The organism is Stenotrophomonas sp. GD03680, assembly GCF_029844625.1.
GTDB lineage: Bacteria > Pseudomonadota > Gammaproteobacteria > Xanthomonadales > Xanthomonadaceae > Stenotrophomonas > Stenotrophomonas maltophilia_P.
Map to the genome: position 1 here is coordinate 1 of NZ_JAOCKC010000026.1, position 14,916 is coordinate 14,916.

Annotated in this window: 16 protein-coding genes; 8 read left to right on the forward strand and 8 right to left on the reverse strand. The window is 66.7% G+C overall.

Annotated features, from left to right (window positions below):
- The first annotated feature begins 117 nt into the window (after nt 1-117).
- Nucleotides 118-1,809 (forward strand): proline--tRNA ligase, encoded by a 1,692-nt coding sequence (locus N5J29_RS17140; RefSeq protein WP_053516953.1) that lies wholly within the window; start codon nt 118-120, stop codon nt 1,807-1,809.
- A gap of 222 nt (nt 1,810-2,031) precedes the next feature.
- The gene (locus N5J29_RS17145; protein WP_053516955.1) at nt 2,032-2,412 is read left to right on the forward strand and encodes an H-NS histone family protein; all 381 of its coding nucleotides are present in this window, start codon (nt 2,032-2,034) and stop codon (nt 2,410-2,412) included.
- Between the two features lie 54 nt (nt 2,413-2,466).
- Here the strand turns inward: N5J29_RS17145 and N5J29_RS17150 are convergent, their stop codons facing one another.
- Entirely contained in the window at nt 2,467-3,726 is a 1,260-nt protein-coding gene (locus N5J29_RS17150) for a threonine/serine exporter family protein (protein ID WP_065182498.1), read from the reverse strand.
- Nucleotides 3,727-3,818: 92 nt separating this feature from the next.
- Here N5J29_RS17150 and N5J29_RS17155 point away from each other — a divergent pair, with 92 nt between their 5' ends.
- From N5J29_RS17155 to N5J29_RS17170, 4 genes are read left to right on the forward strand one after another with little or no spacing between them, the layout of a single operon-like run.
- Nucleotides 3,819-4,940 carry an ABC transporter permease gene (locus N5J29_RS17155; RefSeq protein ID WP_053516957.1) on the forward strand — a complete coding sequence of 374 codons (1,122 nt, stop codon included), beginning with the start codon at nt 3,819-3,821 and terminating at the stop codon, nt 4,938-4,940.
- A 1-nt stretch (nt 4,941) separates the two neighbouring features.
- On the forward strand, nt 4,942-5,769 hold the full coding sequence (locus N5J29_RS17160) for an ABC transporter ATP-binding protein (RefSeq protein WP_053516958.1): 828 nt from the start codon (nt 4,942-4,944) through the stop codon (nt 5,767-5,769).
- 3 nt (nt 5,770-5,772) lie between these two features.
- A complete protein-coding gene (locus N5J29_RS17165; protein WP_053516959.1) occupies nt 5,773-6,699 on the forward strand; it encodes an MlaD family protein in 927 nt (308 codons plus the stop codon).
- Nucleotides 6,696-7,337, forward strand: a complete 642-nt coding sequence (locus N5J29_RS17170) for an ABC-type transport auxiliary lipoprotein family protein (protein ID WP_053516961.1) — start codon at nt 6,696-6,698, stop codon at nt 7,335-7,337. The genes N5J29_RS17165 and N5J29_RS17170 overlap by 4 nt, the downstream gene beginning before the upstream one ends.
- 8 nt (nt 7,338-7,345) lie before the next feature.
- Here N5J29_RS17170 and N5J29_RS17175 read toward each other — a convergent pair whose 3' ends face one another.
- The 7 genes from N5J29_RS17175 to rfbB all read right to left on the reverse strand — a co-directional run bounded on the left by N5J29_RS17175 (nt 7,346) and on the right by rfbB (nt 12,845).
- Entirely contained in the window at nt 7,346-7,933 is a 588-nt protein-coding gene (locus N5J29_RS17175; protein ID WP_164152899.1) for an alpha-ketoglutarate-dependent dioxygenase AlkB, read from the reverse strand.
- 48 nt (nt 7,934-7,981) lie between these two features.
- The gene (locus N5J29_RS17180; RefSeq protein ID WP_074901895.1) at nt 7,982-8,614 is read right to left on the reverse strand and encodes a CoA transferase subunit B; all 633 of its coding nucleotides are present in this window, start codon (nt 8,612-8,614) and stop codon (nt 7,982-7,984) included.
- Between the two features lies 1 nt (nt 8,615).
- Complete coding sequence (locus N5J29_RS17185; RefSeq protein WP_053516964.1) at nt 8,616-9,347, reverse strand: CoA transferase subunit A; 732 nt, start codon at nt 9,345-9,347, stop codon at nt 8,616-8,618.
- Between the two features lie 90 nt (nt 9,348-9,437).
- Entirely contained in the window at nt 9,438-10,337 is a 900-nt protein-coding gene (rfbD, locus tag N5J29_RS17190) for a dTDP-4-dehydrorhamnose reductase (RefSeq protein ID WP_164152898.1), read from the reverse strand.
- Nucleotides 10,334-10,891 carry a dTDP-4-dehydrorhamnose 3,5-epimerase gene (gene rfbC, locus N5J29_RS17195; protein ID WP_053516966.1) on the reverse strand — a complete coding sequence of 186 codons (558 nt, stop codon included), beginning with the start codon at nt 10,889-10,891 and terminating at the stop codon, nt 10,334-10,336. The genes rfbD and rfbC overlap by 4 nt, the downstream gene beginning before the upstream one ends.
- A complete protein-coding gene (gene rfbA / locus N5J29_RS17200; RefSeq protein WP_164152897.1) occupies nt 10,888-11,775 on the reverse strand; it encodes a glucose-1-phosphate thymidylyltransferase RfbA in 888 nt (295 codons plus the stop codon). The genes rfbC and rfbA overlap by 4 nt, the downstream gene beginning before the upstream one ends.
- A gap of 14 nt (nt 11,776-11,789) precedes the next feature.
- Nucleotides 11,790-12,845: a dTDP-glucose 4,6-dehydratase gene (gene rfbB, locus N5J29_RS17205; RefSeq protein ID WP_164152896.1), complete on the reverse strand. Its 1,056-nt coding sequence runs from the start codon at nt 12,843-12,845 to the stop codon at nt 11,790-11,792.
- A gap of 259 nt (nt 12,846-13,104) precedes the next feature.
- Between rfbB and N5J29_RS17210 the strand changes: the two genes are divergently transcribed.
- Both N5J29_RS17210 and N5J29_RS17215 read left to right on the forward strand, forming a co-directional pair.
- Nucleotides 13,105-13,851, forward strand: a complete 747-nt coding sequence (locus tag N5J29_RS17210; RefSeq protein WP_053516970.1) for an electron transfer flavoprotein subunit beta/FixA family protein — start codon at nt 13,105-13,107, stop codon at nt 13,849-13,851.
- On the forward strand, nt 13,851-14,792 hold the full coding sequence (locus tag N5J29_RS17215; RefSeq protein WP_164152895.1) for an electron transfer flavoprotein subunit alpha/FixB family protein: 942 nt from the start codon (nt 13,851-13,853) through the stop codon (nt 14,790-14,792). Before N5J29_RS17210 ends, N5J29_RS17215 begins: the two co-directional genes overlap by 1 nt.
- Nucleotides 14,793-14,916 lie beyond the last annotated feature (124 nt).

Below are 14,916 nucleotides of genomic sequence, written 5' to 3' on the forward strand. Positions count from 1 at the left end.
CGCTTTGGCATTTGACGTTGCGGTTGCTTGAAGCAGGTGCAGGGCGCAGCCCTGCCGATACCCTCCCCCCGCCCGGGCTGGCAGAATAGGGATCTCTGCCGTAGACCGAAGCCGACGATGCGCCTCTCCCAGTTCCACCTGCACACCACCAAGGAAACCCCCAGCGACGCGGAGCTGACCAGCCACCGCCTGATGCTGCGTGCGGGCATGATCCGCAAGCTCGCCTCCGGCCTGTACACCTGGTCGCCGCTGGGACTGCGCGTGCTGCGCAAGGTCGAACGCATCGTGCGGGAGGAAATGGATCGCGCCGGCGCCGTGGAGTTCCAGATTCCGACCATCCAGCCCAAGGAGCTGTGGGAGCAGACCGGCCGCTGGCAGAAGTTCGGGCCGCAGCTGCTGAAGATCAAGGATCGCAAGGACCAGGTGTTCTGCTACAGCCCGACCGCCGAGGAAGCCGCATGCGACTTCGCGCGCAGCGAACTGTCCAGCTACAAGCAGCTGCCGGTGAACTTCTACCAGATCCAGACCAAGTTCCGCGATGAGATCCGCCCGCGCTTCGGCGTGATGCGTGCACGCGAATTCCTGATGAAGGACGCCTATTCGTTCCACCTGCACGATGAGTGCCTGGTGCGCGAGTACGAGAACATGAAGGCCGCCTACAGCCGCATCTTCACCCGGCTGGGCCTGGACTTCCGCATGGTGCAGGCCGATTCCGGCGCGATCGGTGGCGACGCGTCGCAGGAATTCCATGTGATCGCCGATTCGGGCGAGGACGCGCTGGTGTTCTCCACCGGCTCGGACTACGCGGCCAACATGGAAGCGGCGATCGCCGCGGAACCGGCACCGCGCGCGGCAGCCGGCGAGACGATGCGCAAGGTCGAGACCCCCACCCAGAAGACCTGCGAGGACGTTGCCGCCCTGCTCGGCATCGCCCTGCAGCGCACGGTGAAGTCGGTGGCGCTGATGACCGCCGAAGGGTTCGTGCTGGTGCTGGTCCGTGGCGACCACGAGGTCAACGAGATCAAGCTGGGCAAGGTTGCCGGCCTGGAAGAGCAGCGCTTTGCCAGCGAAGCGGAGATCGCCGAGTACCTGGGCAGCGTGCCCGGCTTCCTCGGCCCGGTTTCACCGGCCAAGGCGATCCGCGTGGTGGCCGACCGCGAAGTGGCGGCGATGTCCGATTTCGTGGTCGGTGCCAATGAAGCGGGCTTCCACCTGGCTGGAGTCAACTGGGGCCGCGACCTGCCGGAACCGGAAGTGGTCGATATCCGCAACGTGCGTGCCGGTGACCGTGCGCTGGACGGCGGCGAGTTGAAGATCGCCCGTGGCATCGAAGTCGGCCACGTGTTCCAGCTTGGCCGCAAGTACGCCGAAGCGCTGGACGCGACCGTACTGGACGAGAACGGCAAGGCCGCAGTGATGGCAATGGGCTGCTACGGGATCGGCATCTCGCGCGTGGTCGCTGCCGCGATCGAACAGAATCATGACGATGCCGGCATCATCTGGCCGGACGCGATGGCGCCGTGGCAGGTGGTGGTGTGCGTCATCAACCCCAAGGGCGATGCCGCTGTGGCCGAAGCCGCTGCCGGCCTGCTGCAGGAACTGCGCGATGCCGGTCTCGATGCCGCGCTGGATGATCGCGGGCTGCGCCCGGGTGCGATGTTTGCCGACATGGAGTTGATCGGCATCCCGCATCGCGTGGTGGTCAGCGAGCGCGGCCTGGCGGCCGGCACGTACGAGTACCGCTCGCGACGTGCCAGCGAAGCCGAAAGCCTGGATAAGGCTACCCTGCTGCAACGCCTGCAGGGTTGAGTGACCGGACCGGGGCATGCCCCGGTCTTTTTCTTTGTACCGGCGGTGGGCCGGTGAATATGCAGCTGGACATAATCCGGTCAAAATGGTCACGATGCAGTCTGTCCATCGCCATACCCTGACCTGCATGATTTGTACTGGATTTAATTCATCATTATCCTGTGCGCCGACGCCACGGACCGGCTCGTCCCTGTCCCTTATTAGTTTCCGGAGTAACCGTAGATGAGCATCGACCTGACCGGCCTGTCGGCACGCGAGCTGGGCGCATTGATCCGCACCGCGAAAAAGCAGCAGACCATCGTCGCCAAGCGTCGCCCGATCGCCAAGGTGCGGGCCCAGCTGAGCAAGCTGGCCAAGACCGAGGGTTACACCATCGAGGAGTTGTTCGGTACCGCTACCACGGCTGCCAAGCCACGCGCCCGCAAGGCAGCGGCGCCGTCCAAGACCGCCGGCCGCAAGCTCGGCAAGGTCGCCCCGAAGTACCGGAACCCGGCCAACCCGAAGGAAACCTGGACCGGCCGTGGCAAGCAGCCGCGCTGGATGGCCGAGCTGACCGCCAAGGGCAGCAAGAAGCCGGAAGATTTCCTGATCAAGAAGGCCTGAGGCCGGATCGGAAAGAATGAAGAACGCCGGCGCAAGTCGGCGTTCTTCATTCCATCACAACGTCTTGCGCGCCGGCATCAAGAGGTTGCCGAACAGCAGGCCCGCCACCAGCGCCATCACCACGTTGAGCACGGTCAGGAACACGCTCTGGCCGGCACCGACATCCTGCTGCTGGACGAGCGTCAGCACGCCACGCAGGCTGGTGCTGCCAGGGACCATCATGATGATGCCCGGCAGGCGGATGATCGCACCCGGACGCCCGGCCAGCCGACCGAACAGGTTGCCGCCGGCGGTCAGCACCATCGCCGACAGGAAGATGCCTGCCGGTGCCCCCCAGGCGTGCCCGCCAAACTTGGAAATGGCATAGCCGGCCACGGACGCGGCAATCACCCAGGGATAATCGCGACGGCTGGCCTTGAACAGCATCGCGAAGGCGAAGGCCGCGGTCAGCAGCGACCCCCACTCCACCCACGGTCCCTGCGGTCGCGAGGCACGGATCACCGGGTCCAGGCCCAGCACATCGGCCAGGGTCACCGCGATCATCGCGCCGACGCTCAGTTTCATGATCGTGGTCAGCGCACCGGCAAACCGCGCGGTGCCTGACACCCAGTGCTGGCTGGCCAGTTCGTTGACCGCATTGGTCAGCGACATGCCGGGCAGCAGCACCACCAGCGAGGCGATGATCACCGTGTTGAGGTTGAGCGCGCCGACAAACGAAGCGATCAGGGTGGCAACCAGGCCGGCCAGCAGCGCGGCCAGCGCCTCGGCGGCCTCGCGGGTCGCCGGGCGACGGTCGGTGACCATGCCGAGCAAGCCGATCATCAGGCCGATGACACCGGCGGTGGCGATGTCCAGCCAGGGCAGCTTCCACATGCCGGCGACACCGGCCGCGCCGAGCGTGAACGAGAGGATGGTGCGGAGCTTGCCGCGACGGCCGGGATCCTTGTCCAGCTGACGCAGCGCGGTGTGCCCCTGCGCGATGCTCATCCGCCCGTTGGCCACTTCCTCGGCGATCCGGTCGGCGACACTGAGCTTGTGCAGGTCGTTCTCGCCCGGTGCCAGGCGGATCACGCGGGTGATGTCGCTGGAGCCGATCGCCTGGGCCGGGTCGCTGAAGCTGAGGATGATGCCGGTGGGGTTAGACCACGGTTCACAATCGAGATCGAGCTGTTTTGCCAGTGCGACCACGGCCGTTTCCAGACGCTGGGCCGTGGTGCCGTAGCTGTGGAGGCGGCCGGCGATCTCGGAAACGAAGGCCACGCGCTGCGCGTAGGTGGCCTGGGGCGTGGGGATCGTGTGAGCGTCTGCGGACATGCGCCGTAGTATTACCTAGGCCGGGCCCCGCCGGAGGAATTCATCCTGGTTTAACGCGAAGCACAATACAGAACGGTTATGCTGCGACCCGAATGGCCCACGTGACCCAGAACCTCGCCCCCCAGCTCGAACAGGACGCCCACGACCCCGGGCTGATCCGCCTGTCCGGCCACTGGACCTTGAAGACCGCGCTGGCCGCGGCCGAGGTGCTGCGCGCCGTTCCCGACAAACTGACCGGCATTGACGCCACGGGCATCGAGCAGCTCGATTCGGCCGGCGTACTGCAGCTGTTGCGCGTGGCCCATCGCGCCGACCTCGGCGAGGATGCGCTGCAGTTCCGGCCGGATCACCAGGCACTGGTGTGCACCATCGAGGAAGTGGCCGACGACCGGCCCAAGCCCAAGCGCGACTTCGGCGTGCTGGCCGCGCTGGAACGGCTGGGCGTCAGCATGCATGGCACCGGCCACAACATCGTGGCCCTGGCCAGCTTCCTCGGCGAGGCGATGGTCAAGACCGCTCGCCTGGTCAAGCAGCCGCGGCGCTTCCGCCTCACCGCCACCGTGCACCAGATGGAGCAGGTGGGCCTGGACGCCGTGCCGCTGGTGGCGCTGCTGTCCTACCTGGTCGGTGCGGTGATCGCGTTCCTGGGCTCGACCATCCTGCGCGACTTCGGCGCGGAGATCTACGTGGTCGAGCTGGTCAACATCGCCTTCCTGCGCGAGTTCGCCGTGCTGCTGACCGCGATCGTGCTGGCCGGCCGCACGGCAAGCGCGTTCACCGCGCAGATCGGCGCGATGAAGGCCCGCGAGGAGATCGATGCGATGCGCACGCTGGGCCTGGACCCGATCGACCTGCTGGTACTGCCGCGCCTGTTCGCGCTGCTGGTGACCCTGCCGCTGCTGACCTTCATCGCGATGATTGCCGGCCTGGCCGGCGGCATCACGGTCGGCGCGTTCGATCTGGACATTCCGCCGCAGATGTACATCGCGCGGATGCACGACACGATGGAGGTGCGGCACATGCTGGTCGGCCTGTCCAAGGCGCCCGTCTTCGCGGTGGTGATCGGCCTGATCGGCTGCCTGGAGGGCCTGAAGGTCACCGGCACCGCGCAGTCGGTCGGCGAGCGCACCACATCCAGCGTGGTGCAGACCATCTCGCTGGTGATCATCATCGACGCCTTTGCGGCGTTGTGGTTCATGCATATGGACTGGTGACATGAACACGACCTCCGGTTCCGGCACCTTCGAGATGCGTGATGACGATGGCCATGACCTGGCCATCCGCGTGCGCGGGCTGGTCAACCGCTTCGGCAGCCAGACCGTCCATGAGGACCTCGACCTGGACGTGCGGCGCGGCGAGATCCTCGGCGTCGTCGGCGGCTCGGGCACCGGCAAGTCCGTGCTGATGCGCTCGATCCTGGGCCTGCGCGTGCCGGATGAAGGACAGATCGAAGTGCTCGGCCGCGATGCGCGTGCCGACGATGCCGAAAGCCGGCTGCATATCGAGCGCAACACCGGCGTGCTGTTCCAGGATGGCGCGCTGTTCTCCTCGCTGACCGTCGGCGAGAACGTGCAGGTTCCGCTGAAGGAGCATCATCGCGACCTTCCCGAACGCTGGCACTACGAGCTGGCACTGCTGAAGGTGAAGCTGGCCGGCCTGCCCGCCGATGCGATCAACAAGCTGCCCTCGCAGCTGTCCGGCGGCATGCGCAAGCGTGCCGGCCTGGCCCGCGCGCTGGCACTGGACCCGCCGCTGCTGTTCCTGGACGAACCGACCGCCGGCCTGGACCCGATCGGCGCGGCGGCCTTCGACCGGCTGATCAAGACCCTGCAGGAAGCGCTGGGCCTGACCGTGTTCCTGATCACCCATGACCTGGACACGCTTTACGCCATCTGCGACCGCGTCGCCGTGCTGGCCGACCACAAGGTGATCGCCAACGCACCGCTTGCGGAAATCGAGAAACTGGATCATCCGTGGATCCAGGAATACTTCCACGGACCACGTGCGCGTGCCGCGCGTGGTGAACAGATCGAGAGTGCCTGAGCCATGGAAACCAAAGCCAACTACGTGCTGATCGGCGCGTTCACCCTGATCACCGGCCTGGCCCTGCTGGCCTTCGGCCTGTGGGCGGCCAAGTACTCATCCGACCGCACCTGGCAGGAATACCGCGTGGTGTTCCGCGAGGCGGTGACCGGCCTGTCGGTCGGCAGCCCGGTGCAGTACAACGGCATCGCGGTCGGCTCGATCATCGAGCTGAACCTGGTACCGGACGATCCGCGCCAGGTGGTGGCGCGCATCCGCCTGAACTCCACCACGCCGGTGAAGACCGATACCCGTGCCAAGCTGGCGATCACCAGCCTGACCGGTCCGTCGATCATCCAGCTCAGCGGCGGCACGCCGCAGTCGCCGGCACTGACCACGGTCAACAAGGACCCGGCGCCGATCATCCCGACCACGCCTTCGGCACTGCAGAACATCACCGATGTGGCCAACCGCATCGTCGAGCGCATGGACCAGATCCTCAGCGATCGCAACGTGGCGTCGATCAACGCGACCCTGGCCAACCTGGAAACCATCAGCGGCGGACTGGCCGACCGCGACCAGGGCACACAGGCGCTGCTGCTCAGCGCGCGCGATGCCGCACGCAGCCTGGACACCACGCTGAAGACCACCAACGGCACCATCGAGCGCCTCGACAGGAACCTGGTGCAGCAGCTGCCGGGCATCATCGACAAGCTCGACGCTACCCTGGTCAAGCTCGATTCGGCTGCCGGCAATGCCGATTCGATCCTTGGCGAGAACCGCGCCGCGATCAACAGCTTCGCCAATGACGGGCTCGGCCAGCTGGGCCCGACCCTGACCGAACTGCGTGGCCTGATCCGCGACCTGCGCCGGGTCAGCGACCGCCTCGAGAACAACCCCGCGCGCTATCTGCTCGGCCGCGATGCCCCGAAGGAGTTCGAACCCAAATGAGCCCGACCCTCTTCCCGCGCCTGCTGCTGCCAGGCCTGGCCCTGGCGCTGCTGTCGGGCTGCTCGATCCTCGGCAGCGGCGACAAGAATCCCGTCACCCTGTACTCGCCTGCCGTGCAGGTGAAGGTCGATCCCAGCTGGCCCCAGGTCGCCTGGCAGCTGGTGCTGGCCAAACCCAGCGCGGCGCGCATGGTCGACAGCCCGCGCATCAACGTGCGTCCCACGCCATCGGAGCTGGAGATCTACAGGGGCGCCAGCTGGGCCCAGCCGGCCACCGACATGATCGAGGACACGCTGCTGCGCGGTTTCGAGGACTCCGGCCGCATCAACGGCGTGGCCCGCACCGCCGCCGGTATCCGCGCCGATTACAAGCTGTCCACGGACATCCGTCGTTTCGAGTCGGACTACCAGGGCCAGACCACGCCGACGGTGGTGATCGAACTCAATGCCAAGCTGATCCACGTGGCCGACCAGCGCGTGGTCGCTGATCGCACCTTCCGTCAGGCGCAGCCCGTTGGCAGTACCGATGTGCCGGCGGTTGCGGCGGCGTTCGAACGTGGCCTGCAGCAGATCGCGCAGGACGTGGTCGGCTGGACGCTGGTCAGTGGGCAGAACGACAGCGCCGCAGCACCGCGCTGATCCCCCGCTCAGCGCGGCGTGATCCAACGGAATGTCAGGTTGATCCGCTCGCCCTGGGCCCGCGCCATCTTCGGCAACGCGTGCTGATAGAAGCGCTGGGTGCTGCCGGCCATCAACAGCAGATCGCCATGGCCCAGCAGGAACTCCGCCTTGCGTGCCGGCTCGTCGCGTCGTCGCAGCAGGAAACGCCGCGCCGCACCCAGGCTCAGTGAAGCGATCACCGGCGCCGGTCCCAGTTCGGGTTCGTCGTCGCTGTGCCAGCCCATGTAATCGCCACCATCGCGGTATCGATTGAGCAGCACGCTGTTGAACCGGCCGATACCCTCTTCCTGCAATCGCAGGCGCAGCGCCTGCAAAGCCGGCAGCCAGGGCCGCGGGACGAACTCGGCGCCGGAATACCGGTAGCGCGCCTGCGGATCGCCGATCCAACTGCTCAGCCGCGGCGAATCCACCCAGTGACCGAACATCCGGATGCGGTGCACATCCCAGGCCACCTGTTCGCCCAGCGTCCGCTGCAGCGCATCCGCCCGATCCGGCAGCAGCCAGCCCGGAACATGACGGACGTCGGCATCGGGCAGCTCGTGTGGAAACAGCATCGGGATCGCCAGGCAGTGTCGGGGCGGCACGAGGCCGCCCCGCCGGACTCAGGCACGCCGGAACGGCACGCCGGTCTTTTCCTTCAGTTCGTCCTCGCCAACCCCCGGCGCGGTCTCCACCAGCACCAGACCGGCATCGGTCACGTCGAACACAGCCAGATCGGTGATGATGCGGTCGACCACGCCCACGCCGGTCAACGGCAGCGTGCATTCGGCCAGCACCTTGTGCTCGCCGTTCTTCGCGGTGTGCTCCATCAGCACCACCACGCGCTGCACGCCGGCCACCAGGTCCATCGCGCCGCCCATGCCCTTGACCATCTTGCCGGGCACCATCCAGTTCGCCAGATCGCCCTTGTCGGTCACCTGCATCGCGCCAAGAATGGCCAGGTTGACGTGACCGCCACGGATCATGGCGAAACTGTCATGGCTGCCGAAGTAGCTGGCACCGGCGCGCGCGGTCACGGTCTGCTTGCCGGCGTTGATCAGGTCGGGATCGACCTCGGCTTCGGTCGGGAACGGGCCGATGCCAAGCAGGCCGTTCTCGGATTGCAGCCACACGTCCACGCCTTCGGGAATGTGGTTGGCGACCAGGGTCGGCAGGCCGATGCCCAGGTTCACATAGGCACCGTCGGTCAGTTCACGGGCGGCGCGGGCCGCCATCTCATCGCGGGTCCACGCCATGTCAGTTGCCCTCCGCACGCACGGTGCGCTGCTCGATTCGCTTTTCAGGATGCGCGTTGTGCACGATGCGATGCACATAGATCCCCGGCAGATGCACCTGGTCCGGATCGATCGCACCGACCGGCACCACCTCTTCCACTTCGGCGATGCACACCTTGCCGGCCATCGCGCAGGCAGGATTGAAATTGCGCGCGGTCTTGCGGAACACCAGGTTGCCGGCTTCGTCGGCCTTCCACGCCTTCACCAGGGCAACGTCGGCACGCAGCGCGGTTTCCAGCACATAGTGCCTGCCGTCGAATTCGCGGGTCTCCTTGCCTTCGGCCACCACCGTGCCGTAGCCGGTGGCAGTGAAGAAGGCAGGAATTCCGGCGCCGCCGGCACGCAGGCGCTCGGCCAGGGTGCCCTGTGGATTGAATTCCAGCTCCAGCTCACCGGCCAGGAACTGGCGCTCGAACTCCTTGTTCTCGCCCACGTACGACGAAATCATCCTGCTGATCTGGCGTGTTTCCAGCAGCTGGCCCAGGCCAAAGCCATCGACACCGGCGTTGTTGGAGATCACGGTCAGGCCCTTGACTCCACTGTCGCGCAAGGCTGCGATCAGTGCCTCGGGTATGCCACACAGGCCGAAGCCGCCGACGGCCAGCGTCTGGCCATCGGCGACCACGCCCTCCAGCGCCTGGGCCGCGCTGGCATAGCGCTTGCTGCGCTTGCCGCCGGTATTGGACTTGTCCATCGCTTTGCTGTCCCACACGGTAAGGATGCCCGCATTCTAGCGGCACACCCGCATCCGGCTGGGATGCGCCGCAGCAATTGCGGCGTGCCCTCAGCCGCGCGCGATCGCGGCCATGACCTGCTTCAGGCCGTCCTGCCACGGCGGCAGCACGATGCCCAGCGCCTGCTGCAGGGCGCTGTTGTCCAGCACCGACCAGGCCGGCCGCCGCGCCGGGGTCGGATACTCGGCACCCGGAATCGCTTCAACCACCGGCGCCCTGTGCAGGACACCCGTTGCCAGCGCTTCGGCGAAGATCGCTTCGGCGAAGCCGTGCCAGCTGGTCTGGCCACTGGCGGTGAGATGCCAGGTGCCGGAGAGCGCGGCAGGATGCTGCAGCGCGAGCGCGGTGACATCGGCGATCAGCGCGGCCGGCGTCGGCGTGCCGATCTGGTCGGCCACCACACGCAGATGGTCGCGCTCCGCGCCCAGGCGCAGCATCGTGCGCAGGAAGTTCGCGCCATGCTCGGCATACACCCACGCGGTACGGAAGATCAGGTGGCGGCCGCCGGCAGCGCGCACGGCGTCTTCGCCATCGCGCTTGCTGGTGCCATACACACCCAGCGGCGCGGTCGGCTCGTCCTCGCGATAGGGCGCGGAACCTTCGCCGTCGAACACGTAGTCGGTGGAGTAATGCACGAACGGCACGCCCTGCGCCTGGCACCAGCGCGCGATCACGCCCGGCGCCTGCGCATTGGCGGCGAAGGCAGCTTCGATGTCCTGCTCGGCGCGATCCACGGCGGTATAGGCCGCCGCATTGACCACCACCGATGGCTGCACGCGATCCAGCAGCGCCGGCAGGCTCCCGGGCTGGCCGAAGTCCGCCGTCTCGCAGGGGCTGCCATCAGGGAGCCGGCCACTGCGGGTGGTGGCGACCACCGGCCCCAGCGGCGCCAGCGCGCGCAGCAGCTCCTGGCCGACCTGGCCGTTGCCACCCAGCACGAGAACCGTCATGGCGCGAAGACCGGCAGACGTTCCTCGGCGATGTCCTTCAGGAACGGCGCATGTTCGTCCTTGGGCGAGAGCGTCGGCGCGCCCACCGGCCAGTCCACTGCGATGTCCGCGTCGTTCCAGCGCACTCCGGCATCGGCTTCCTTCACGTACACATCGGTACACAGGTAGTGGAACAGCGCGGTGTCGGACAGCACGGCAAATCCGTGCGCGAAGCCTTCCGGAATCCAGAACTGGCGCTTGTTCTGCGCGCTCAGCACCACTGCTTCCCATTGACCGAAGGTGGGCGATCCGCGGCGGATATCGACAGCCACGTCGTACACCTCGCCTTCCAGCACGCTCACCAGCTTGCCCTGCGGTCGCGGCCACTGGTAATGCAGGCCGCGCAGCACGCCCTTGCTCGATGAGGAGACATTGCTCTGCACGAAGCGGTCGGGCAGGCCCAGCTGGCCGAATCGCGCCGCATTCCAGCCTTCGAAGAAGAAGCCGCGCTCGTCACCGAACACCGCCGGTTCAATCACCACACATCCCGGCAACCGGGTTTCAATCACTTTCACGGAACCACTCCACGCAATGCGAGTGTGTGCAGGTACTGGCCGTAGCCATTCTTGATCAACGGGGCGGCCAGCGCTTCCAGCTGCTCGGCATTGATCCAGCCCTGCCCGAACGCCACTTCTTCCGGACAGCAGACCTGCAGGCCCTGGCGCGTCTGGATGGTCTCGATGAAGTTGGACGCTTCCAGCAGCGACTGGTGAGTGCCGGTATCCAGCCATGCATAGCCACGCCCCAGCGCCTCCAGATGCAGGCTGCCCGCACCGAGATAGCGCTGGTTGAGATCGGTGATTTCCAGCTCGCCGCGCGGCGAAGGCCTCAGCTCGGCCGCATAATCGCTGGCGTTGCCATCATAGAAATACAGGCCGGTGACCGCGTAGTTGGAACGCGGGTTCTGCGGCTTTTCGACCAGGCCGACAACCCGGCCGTCCTTGTCGAATTCGGCCACGCCGTAACGCTCGGGATCGTTGACCCAGTAGCCGAACACGGTCGCGCCATCGGTGCGGGCATCGGCACGCCGGAGCACGTCGCGCAGGCCGTGGCCATGGAAGATGTTGTCGCCGAGCACCAGGCAGCTGGGTTTGCCGGCGACGAACTCGCGGCCGATCAGATACGCCTGCGCCAGCCCATCCGGACTGGGCTGCACGGCGTACTGGATGTCCATGCCCCACTGCGAGCCATCACCCAGCAGCTGCTGGAACAGGGCCTGCTCATGCGGGGTGTTGATGATCAGCACTTCCCGGACGCCGGCCAGCATCAGCACGCTGAGCGGGTAGTAGATCATCGGCTTGTCGTACACGGGCAACAGCTGCTTGCTGACGCCCTTGGTGATCGGATACAGCCGGGTGCCGGTTCCGCCGGCGAGGATGATGCCCTTGCGCTGGGTCATGACGTCTCCTGGGTTCAGGCCGTAGTGCCGATGCGCTGCAGGCGGTAGCTGCCGTCAAGCACGCCCTCGACCCAGTCCTGGTTCTCCAGGTACCAGTCAACAGTGAAGGCGATGCCCTGCTCGAACGTGTGCGCCGGCTGCCAGCCCAATTCGTTCTTCAGCTTGCTGGCATCGATCGCATAGCGACGGTCATGGCCGGGGCGATCGGCCACATGGGTGATCTGGCTGCTGCGCGGCTGCCCGTCAGCGCGCGGACGGCGCTGGTCCAGCAGAGCGCAGATCGCATGCACCACCTCGATGTTCTGCCGTTCCGAATTGCCGCCCACATTGTAGGTCTCGCCCACCCGGCCCTTGGCCAGCACGGTGCGGATCGCCTCGCAGTGATCTGACACGAACAGCCAGTCACGCACCTGCCTGCCGTCGCCGTAGACCGGCAGCGGTTCGCCGGCCAGCGCCTTGGCGATCACCAGCGGGATGAGCTTTTCCGGGAAGTGGTAGGGGCCGTAGTTGTTGGAGCAGTTGGTGGTCAGCACCGGCAGCCCGTAGGTGTGGTGGAACGCACGCACCAGGTGATCGGACGCGGCCTTGGACGCCGAGTACGGCGAGTTCGGCGCGTACGGGGTGGTCTCGCTGAACGCGCCGGTCTCGCCCAGCGTGCCGTACACCTCGTCGGTGGACACATGCAGGAAGCGGAACGCTGCGCCGCGCTCGGCCGGCAACGCCTTCCAGTAGTCGCGCACCGCTTCGAGCAGGCACAGGGTCCCCACCACATTGGTCTGGATGAAGGCCCCGGGGCCATCGATGGAGCGGTCGACGTGGCTCTCGGCTGCGAAGTTCAGCACCGCATCGGGCTGATGCTCGGCGAGCAGGCGGGCGACCCGCTCACGGTCGCCGATGTCCCCGTGCACGAACACGTGGTCCGGATTACCTTCCAGGCTGGACAGCGTCTGCAGGTTGCCGGCGTAGGTCAGTGCATCGAGGTTGACGACCTTGACGCCACGGGCCACGGCCTCGAGGACGAAATTGCCGCCAATGAACCCGGCGCCGCCGGTGACAATCCAAGTTGGCACTACCCGTTACTCCTGTTCGATCAAGGCTCCCGCGCCGCCTGGCAGTCGGGTGCAGCGCAGCAGGATACATCGGGCCCACCTTTACCACTGCCTCTGACGGGTGAACAGAGCCCCTTCCCTGAGGGAGCATTAGTGCGCCGCAGCACAACCATACGCATTCGCATGGTTGCCCCAAGCCAGCTAGAATCAGGATCCCACCCCCGAACCGGTTGCTGTCAGGACCGGACGTTCTCCCTGTTACTGAAGGACCCCGTACCAGATGAAAATCCTCGTCGCATACAAGCGCGTGGTGGACTACAACGTCCGCATTCAGGTCAAGCCGGACGGTTCCGGCGTGGTCACCGATGGCGTCAAGCTGTCTCCCAATCCTTTCGATGAAATCGCCCTGGAAGAAGCCCTGCGCCTGCGCGACAAGGGCATCGCCACGGAGGTGGTGGTGGCCACCATCGCCCCGGCCGACGCCCAGGCGCATCTGCGCAACGGCCTGGCCATGGGCGCCAACCGTGCCGTGCACGTGGTCACCGACCAGGCCATCCAGCCGCTGACCGCCGCGCGCACCCTGCTCAAGCTGGTCGAGAAGGAGCAGCCGGACCTGGTGATCCTCGGCAAGCAGGCCATCGACGATGACGCCAACCAGACCGGGCAGATGCTGGCCACGCTCTGGGGCCGCCCGCAGGCGACCTTCGCCAGCAAGCTGGACATCGCCGATGGCAAGGCCACGGTGACCCGTGAGGTCGACGCCGGCCTGGAAACACTGGAAGTGGATCTGCCGGCGGTCGTCACCACCGACCTGCGCCTGAACGAGCCGCGCTTCATCAAGCTGCCGGACATCATGAAGGCCAAGGCCAAGCCGCTGGAAACCCTGCAGCTGGCCGACCTCGGCGTTGAAGCCGCCGACACCTTCAAGACCACCCGGTACGCTGCGCCGTCCAAGCGCAGCAAGGGTGTAATGGTCAAGGACGCGGCCGAACTGGTGGCCGCACTCAAGCAGAAGGGGTTGCTGTAATGAGCAAGATTCTCGTCATCGCCGAGCACCACGACGGCAAGCTCAACGCCGCCACCGCCAAGACCGTCAGCGCCGCCGCTGCCATCAGCGGTGCCAGCATCGACGTGCTGGTGCTGGCCGCCGATCCGACGGCCGTCGCCACCGAGGCCGCCAGGATCGCCGGCGTCGCCAAGGTCCTGACCGTGGCCAACGCCGCCAACGCACAGGCCCTGGCCCAGGTGCTGGCGCCGCAGATCGCACAGCTGGCCAAGGGCTACAGCCACGTGTTCGGCCCGTCCACCACCTTCGGCAAGGACCTGATGCCGTGCGTGGCCGCCCTGCTGGGTGTCAACCAGGTCTCCGACCTGATGGCCGTGGAAGGCAGCCACACCTTCAAGCGCCCGATCTACGCCGGCAACGCCATCATCACTGTGGAAGCCCCGGCCGACCAGGTCGTGGTCGCCACCGTGCGTGCCGCGTCGTGGCCGGAAGCCGCGCAGGGCGGCAGCGCTGCCATCGAATCGGCCAGCGTCGATGCGGCACTGCCGACCCACACCCGCTTCGTCGGCCTGGCCGCCGGTGCCAGCGACCGTCCGGACCTGCAGAGCGCCAAGCGCGTGGTCTCCGGTGGCCGTGGTGTCGGCTCGGAAGAGAACTTCAAGGTCGTCTTCCAGCTGGCCGACAAGCTCGGCGCCGCCGTCGGCGCCTCGCGCGCCGCCGTCGATGCCGGCTACGTGCCCAGCGACCTGCAGGTCGGCCAGACCGGCAAGATCATCGCGCCGGAGCTGTACGTGGCCGTCGGCATCAGCGGTGCGATCCAGCACCTGACCGGCATCAAGGATGCCGGCACGATCGTGGCGATCAACAAGGACGGCGATGCGCCGATCTTCGAGATTGCCGATATCGGCCTGGTCGGGGATCTGTTCACGATCCTGCCGGAACTCGAGGCCGCGCTGGGCTGAGCGCCCGCCCGGGGTGCCGCGTAATCAACAGGTTACGCGGCATTCCCTTCCTTCTGGGGCCCGCAGGGACGCTGGCCTGGCTCACCCGTCCTTGCAGTGCCTGTCGCTATAATCCGGGGTCAAC

Bases quoted from the DNA above. Each gene is read 5' to 3' on its own strand.
- N5J29_RS17175 (WP_164152899.1), bottom strand. From the start codon at position 7,933: ATGCTGTTTCCACACGAGCTGCCCGATGCCGACGTCCGTCATGTTCCG.
- N5J29_RS17160 (WP_053516958.1), top strand. From the start codon at position 4,942: ATGAACACGACCTCCGGTTCCGGCACCTTCGAGATGCGTGATGACGAT.
- N5J29_RS17210 (WP_053516970.1), top strand. From the start codon at position 13,105: ATGAAAATCCTCGTCGCATACAAGCGCGTGGTGGACTACAACGTCCGC.
- N5J29_RS17170 (WP_053516961.1), top strand. From the start codon at position 6,696: ATGAGCCCGACCCTCTTCCCGCGCCTGCTGCTGCCAGGCCTGGCCCTG.
- N5J29_RS17150 (WP_065182498.1), bottom strand. From the start codon at position 3,726: ATGTCCGCAGACGCTCACACGATCCCCACGCCCCAGGCCACCTACGCG.
- N5J29_RS17155 (WP_053516957.1), top strand. From the start codon at position 3,819: ATGGCCCACGTGACCCAGAACCTCGCCCCCCAGCTCGAACAGGACGCC.
- rfbA (WP_164152897.1), bottom strand. From the start codon at position 11,775: ATGACCCAGCGCAAGGGCATCATCCTCGCCGGCGGAACCGGCACCCGG.
- N5J29_RS17145 (WP_053516955.1), top strand. From the start codon at position 2,032: ATGAGCATCGACCTGACCGGCCTGTCGGCACGCGAGCTGGGCGCATTG.
- N5J29_RS17140 (WP_053516953.1), top strand. From the start codon at position 118: ATGCGCCTCTCCCAGTTCCACCTGCACACCACCAAGGAAACCCCCAGC.
- rfbD (WP_164152898.1), bottom strand. From the start codon at position 10,337: ATGACGGTTCTCGTGCTGGGTGGCAACGGCCAGGTCGGCCAGGAGCTG.
- N5J29_RS17185 (WP_053516964.1), bottom strand. From the start codon at position 9,347: ATGGACAAGTCCAATACCGGCGGCAAGCGCAGCAAGCGCTATGCCAGC.
- N5J29_RS17215 (WP_164152895.1), top strand. From the start codon at position 13,851: ATGAGCAAGATTCTCGTCATCGCCGAGCACCACGACGGCAAGCTCAAC.
- N5J29_RS17165 (WP_053516959.1), top strand. From the start codon at position 5,773: ATGGAAACCAAAGCCAACTACGTGCTGATCGGCGCGTTCACCCTGATC.
- N5J29_RS17180 (WP_074901895.1), bottom strand. From the start codon at position 8,614: ATGGCGTGGACCCGCGATGAGATGGCGGCCCGCGCCGCCCGTGAACTG.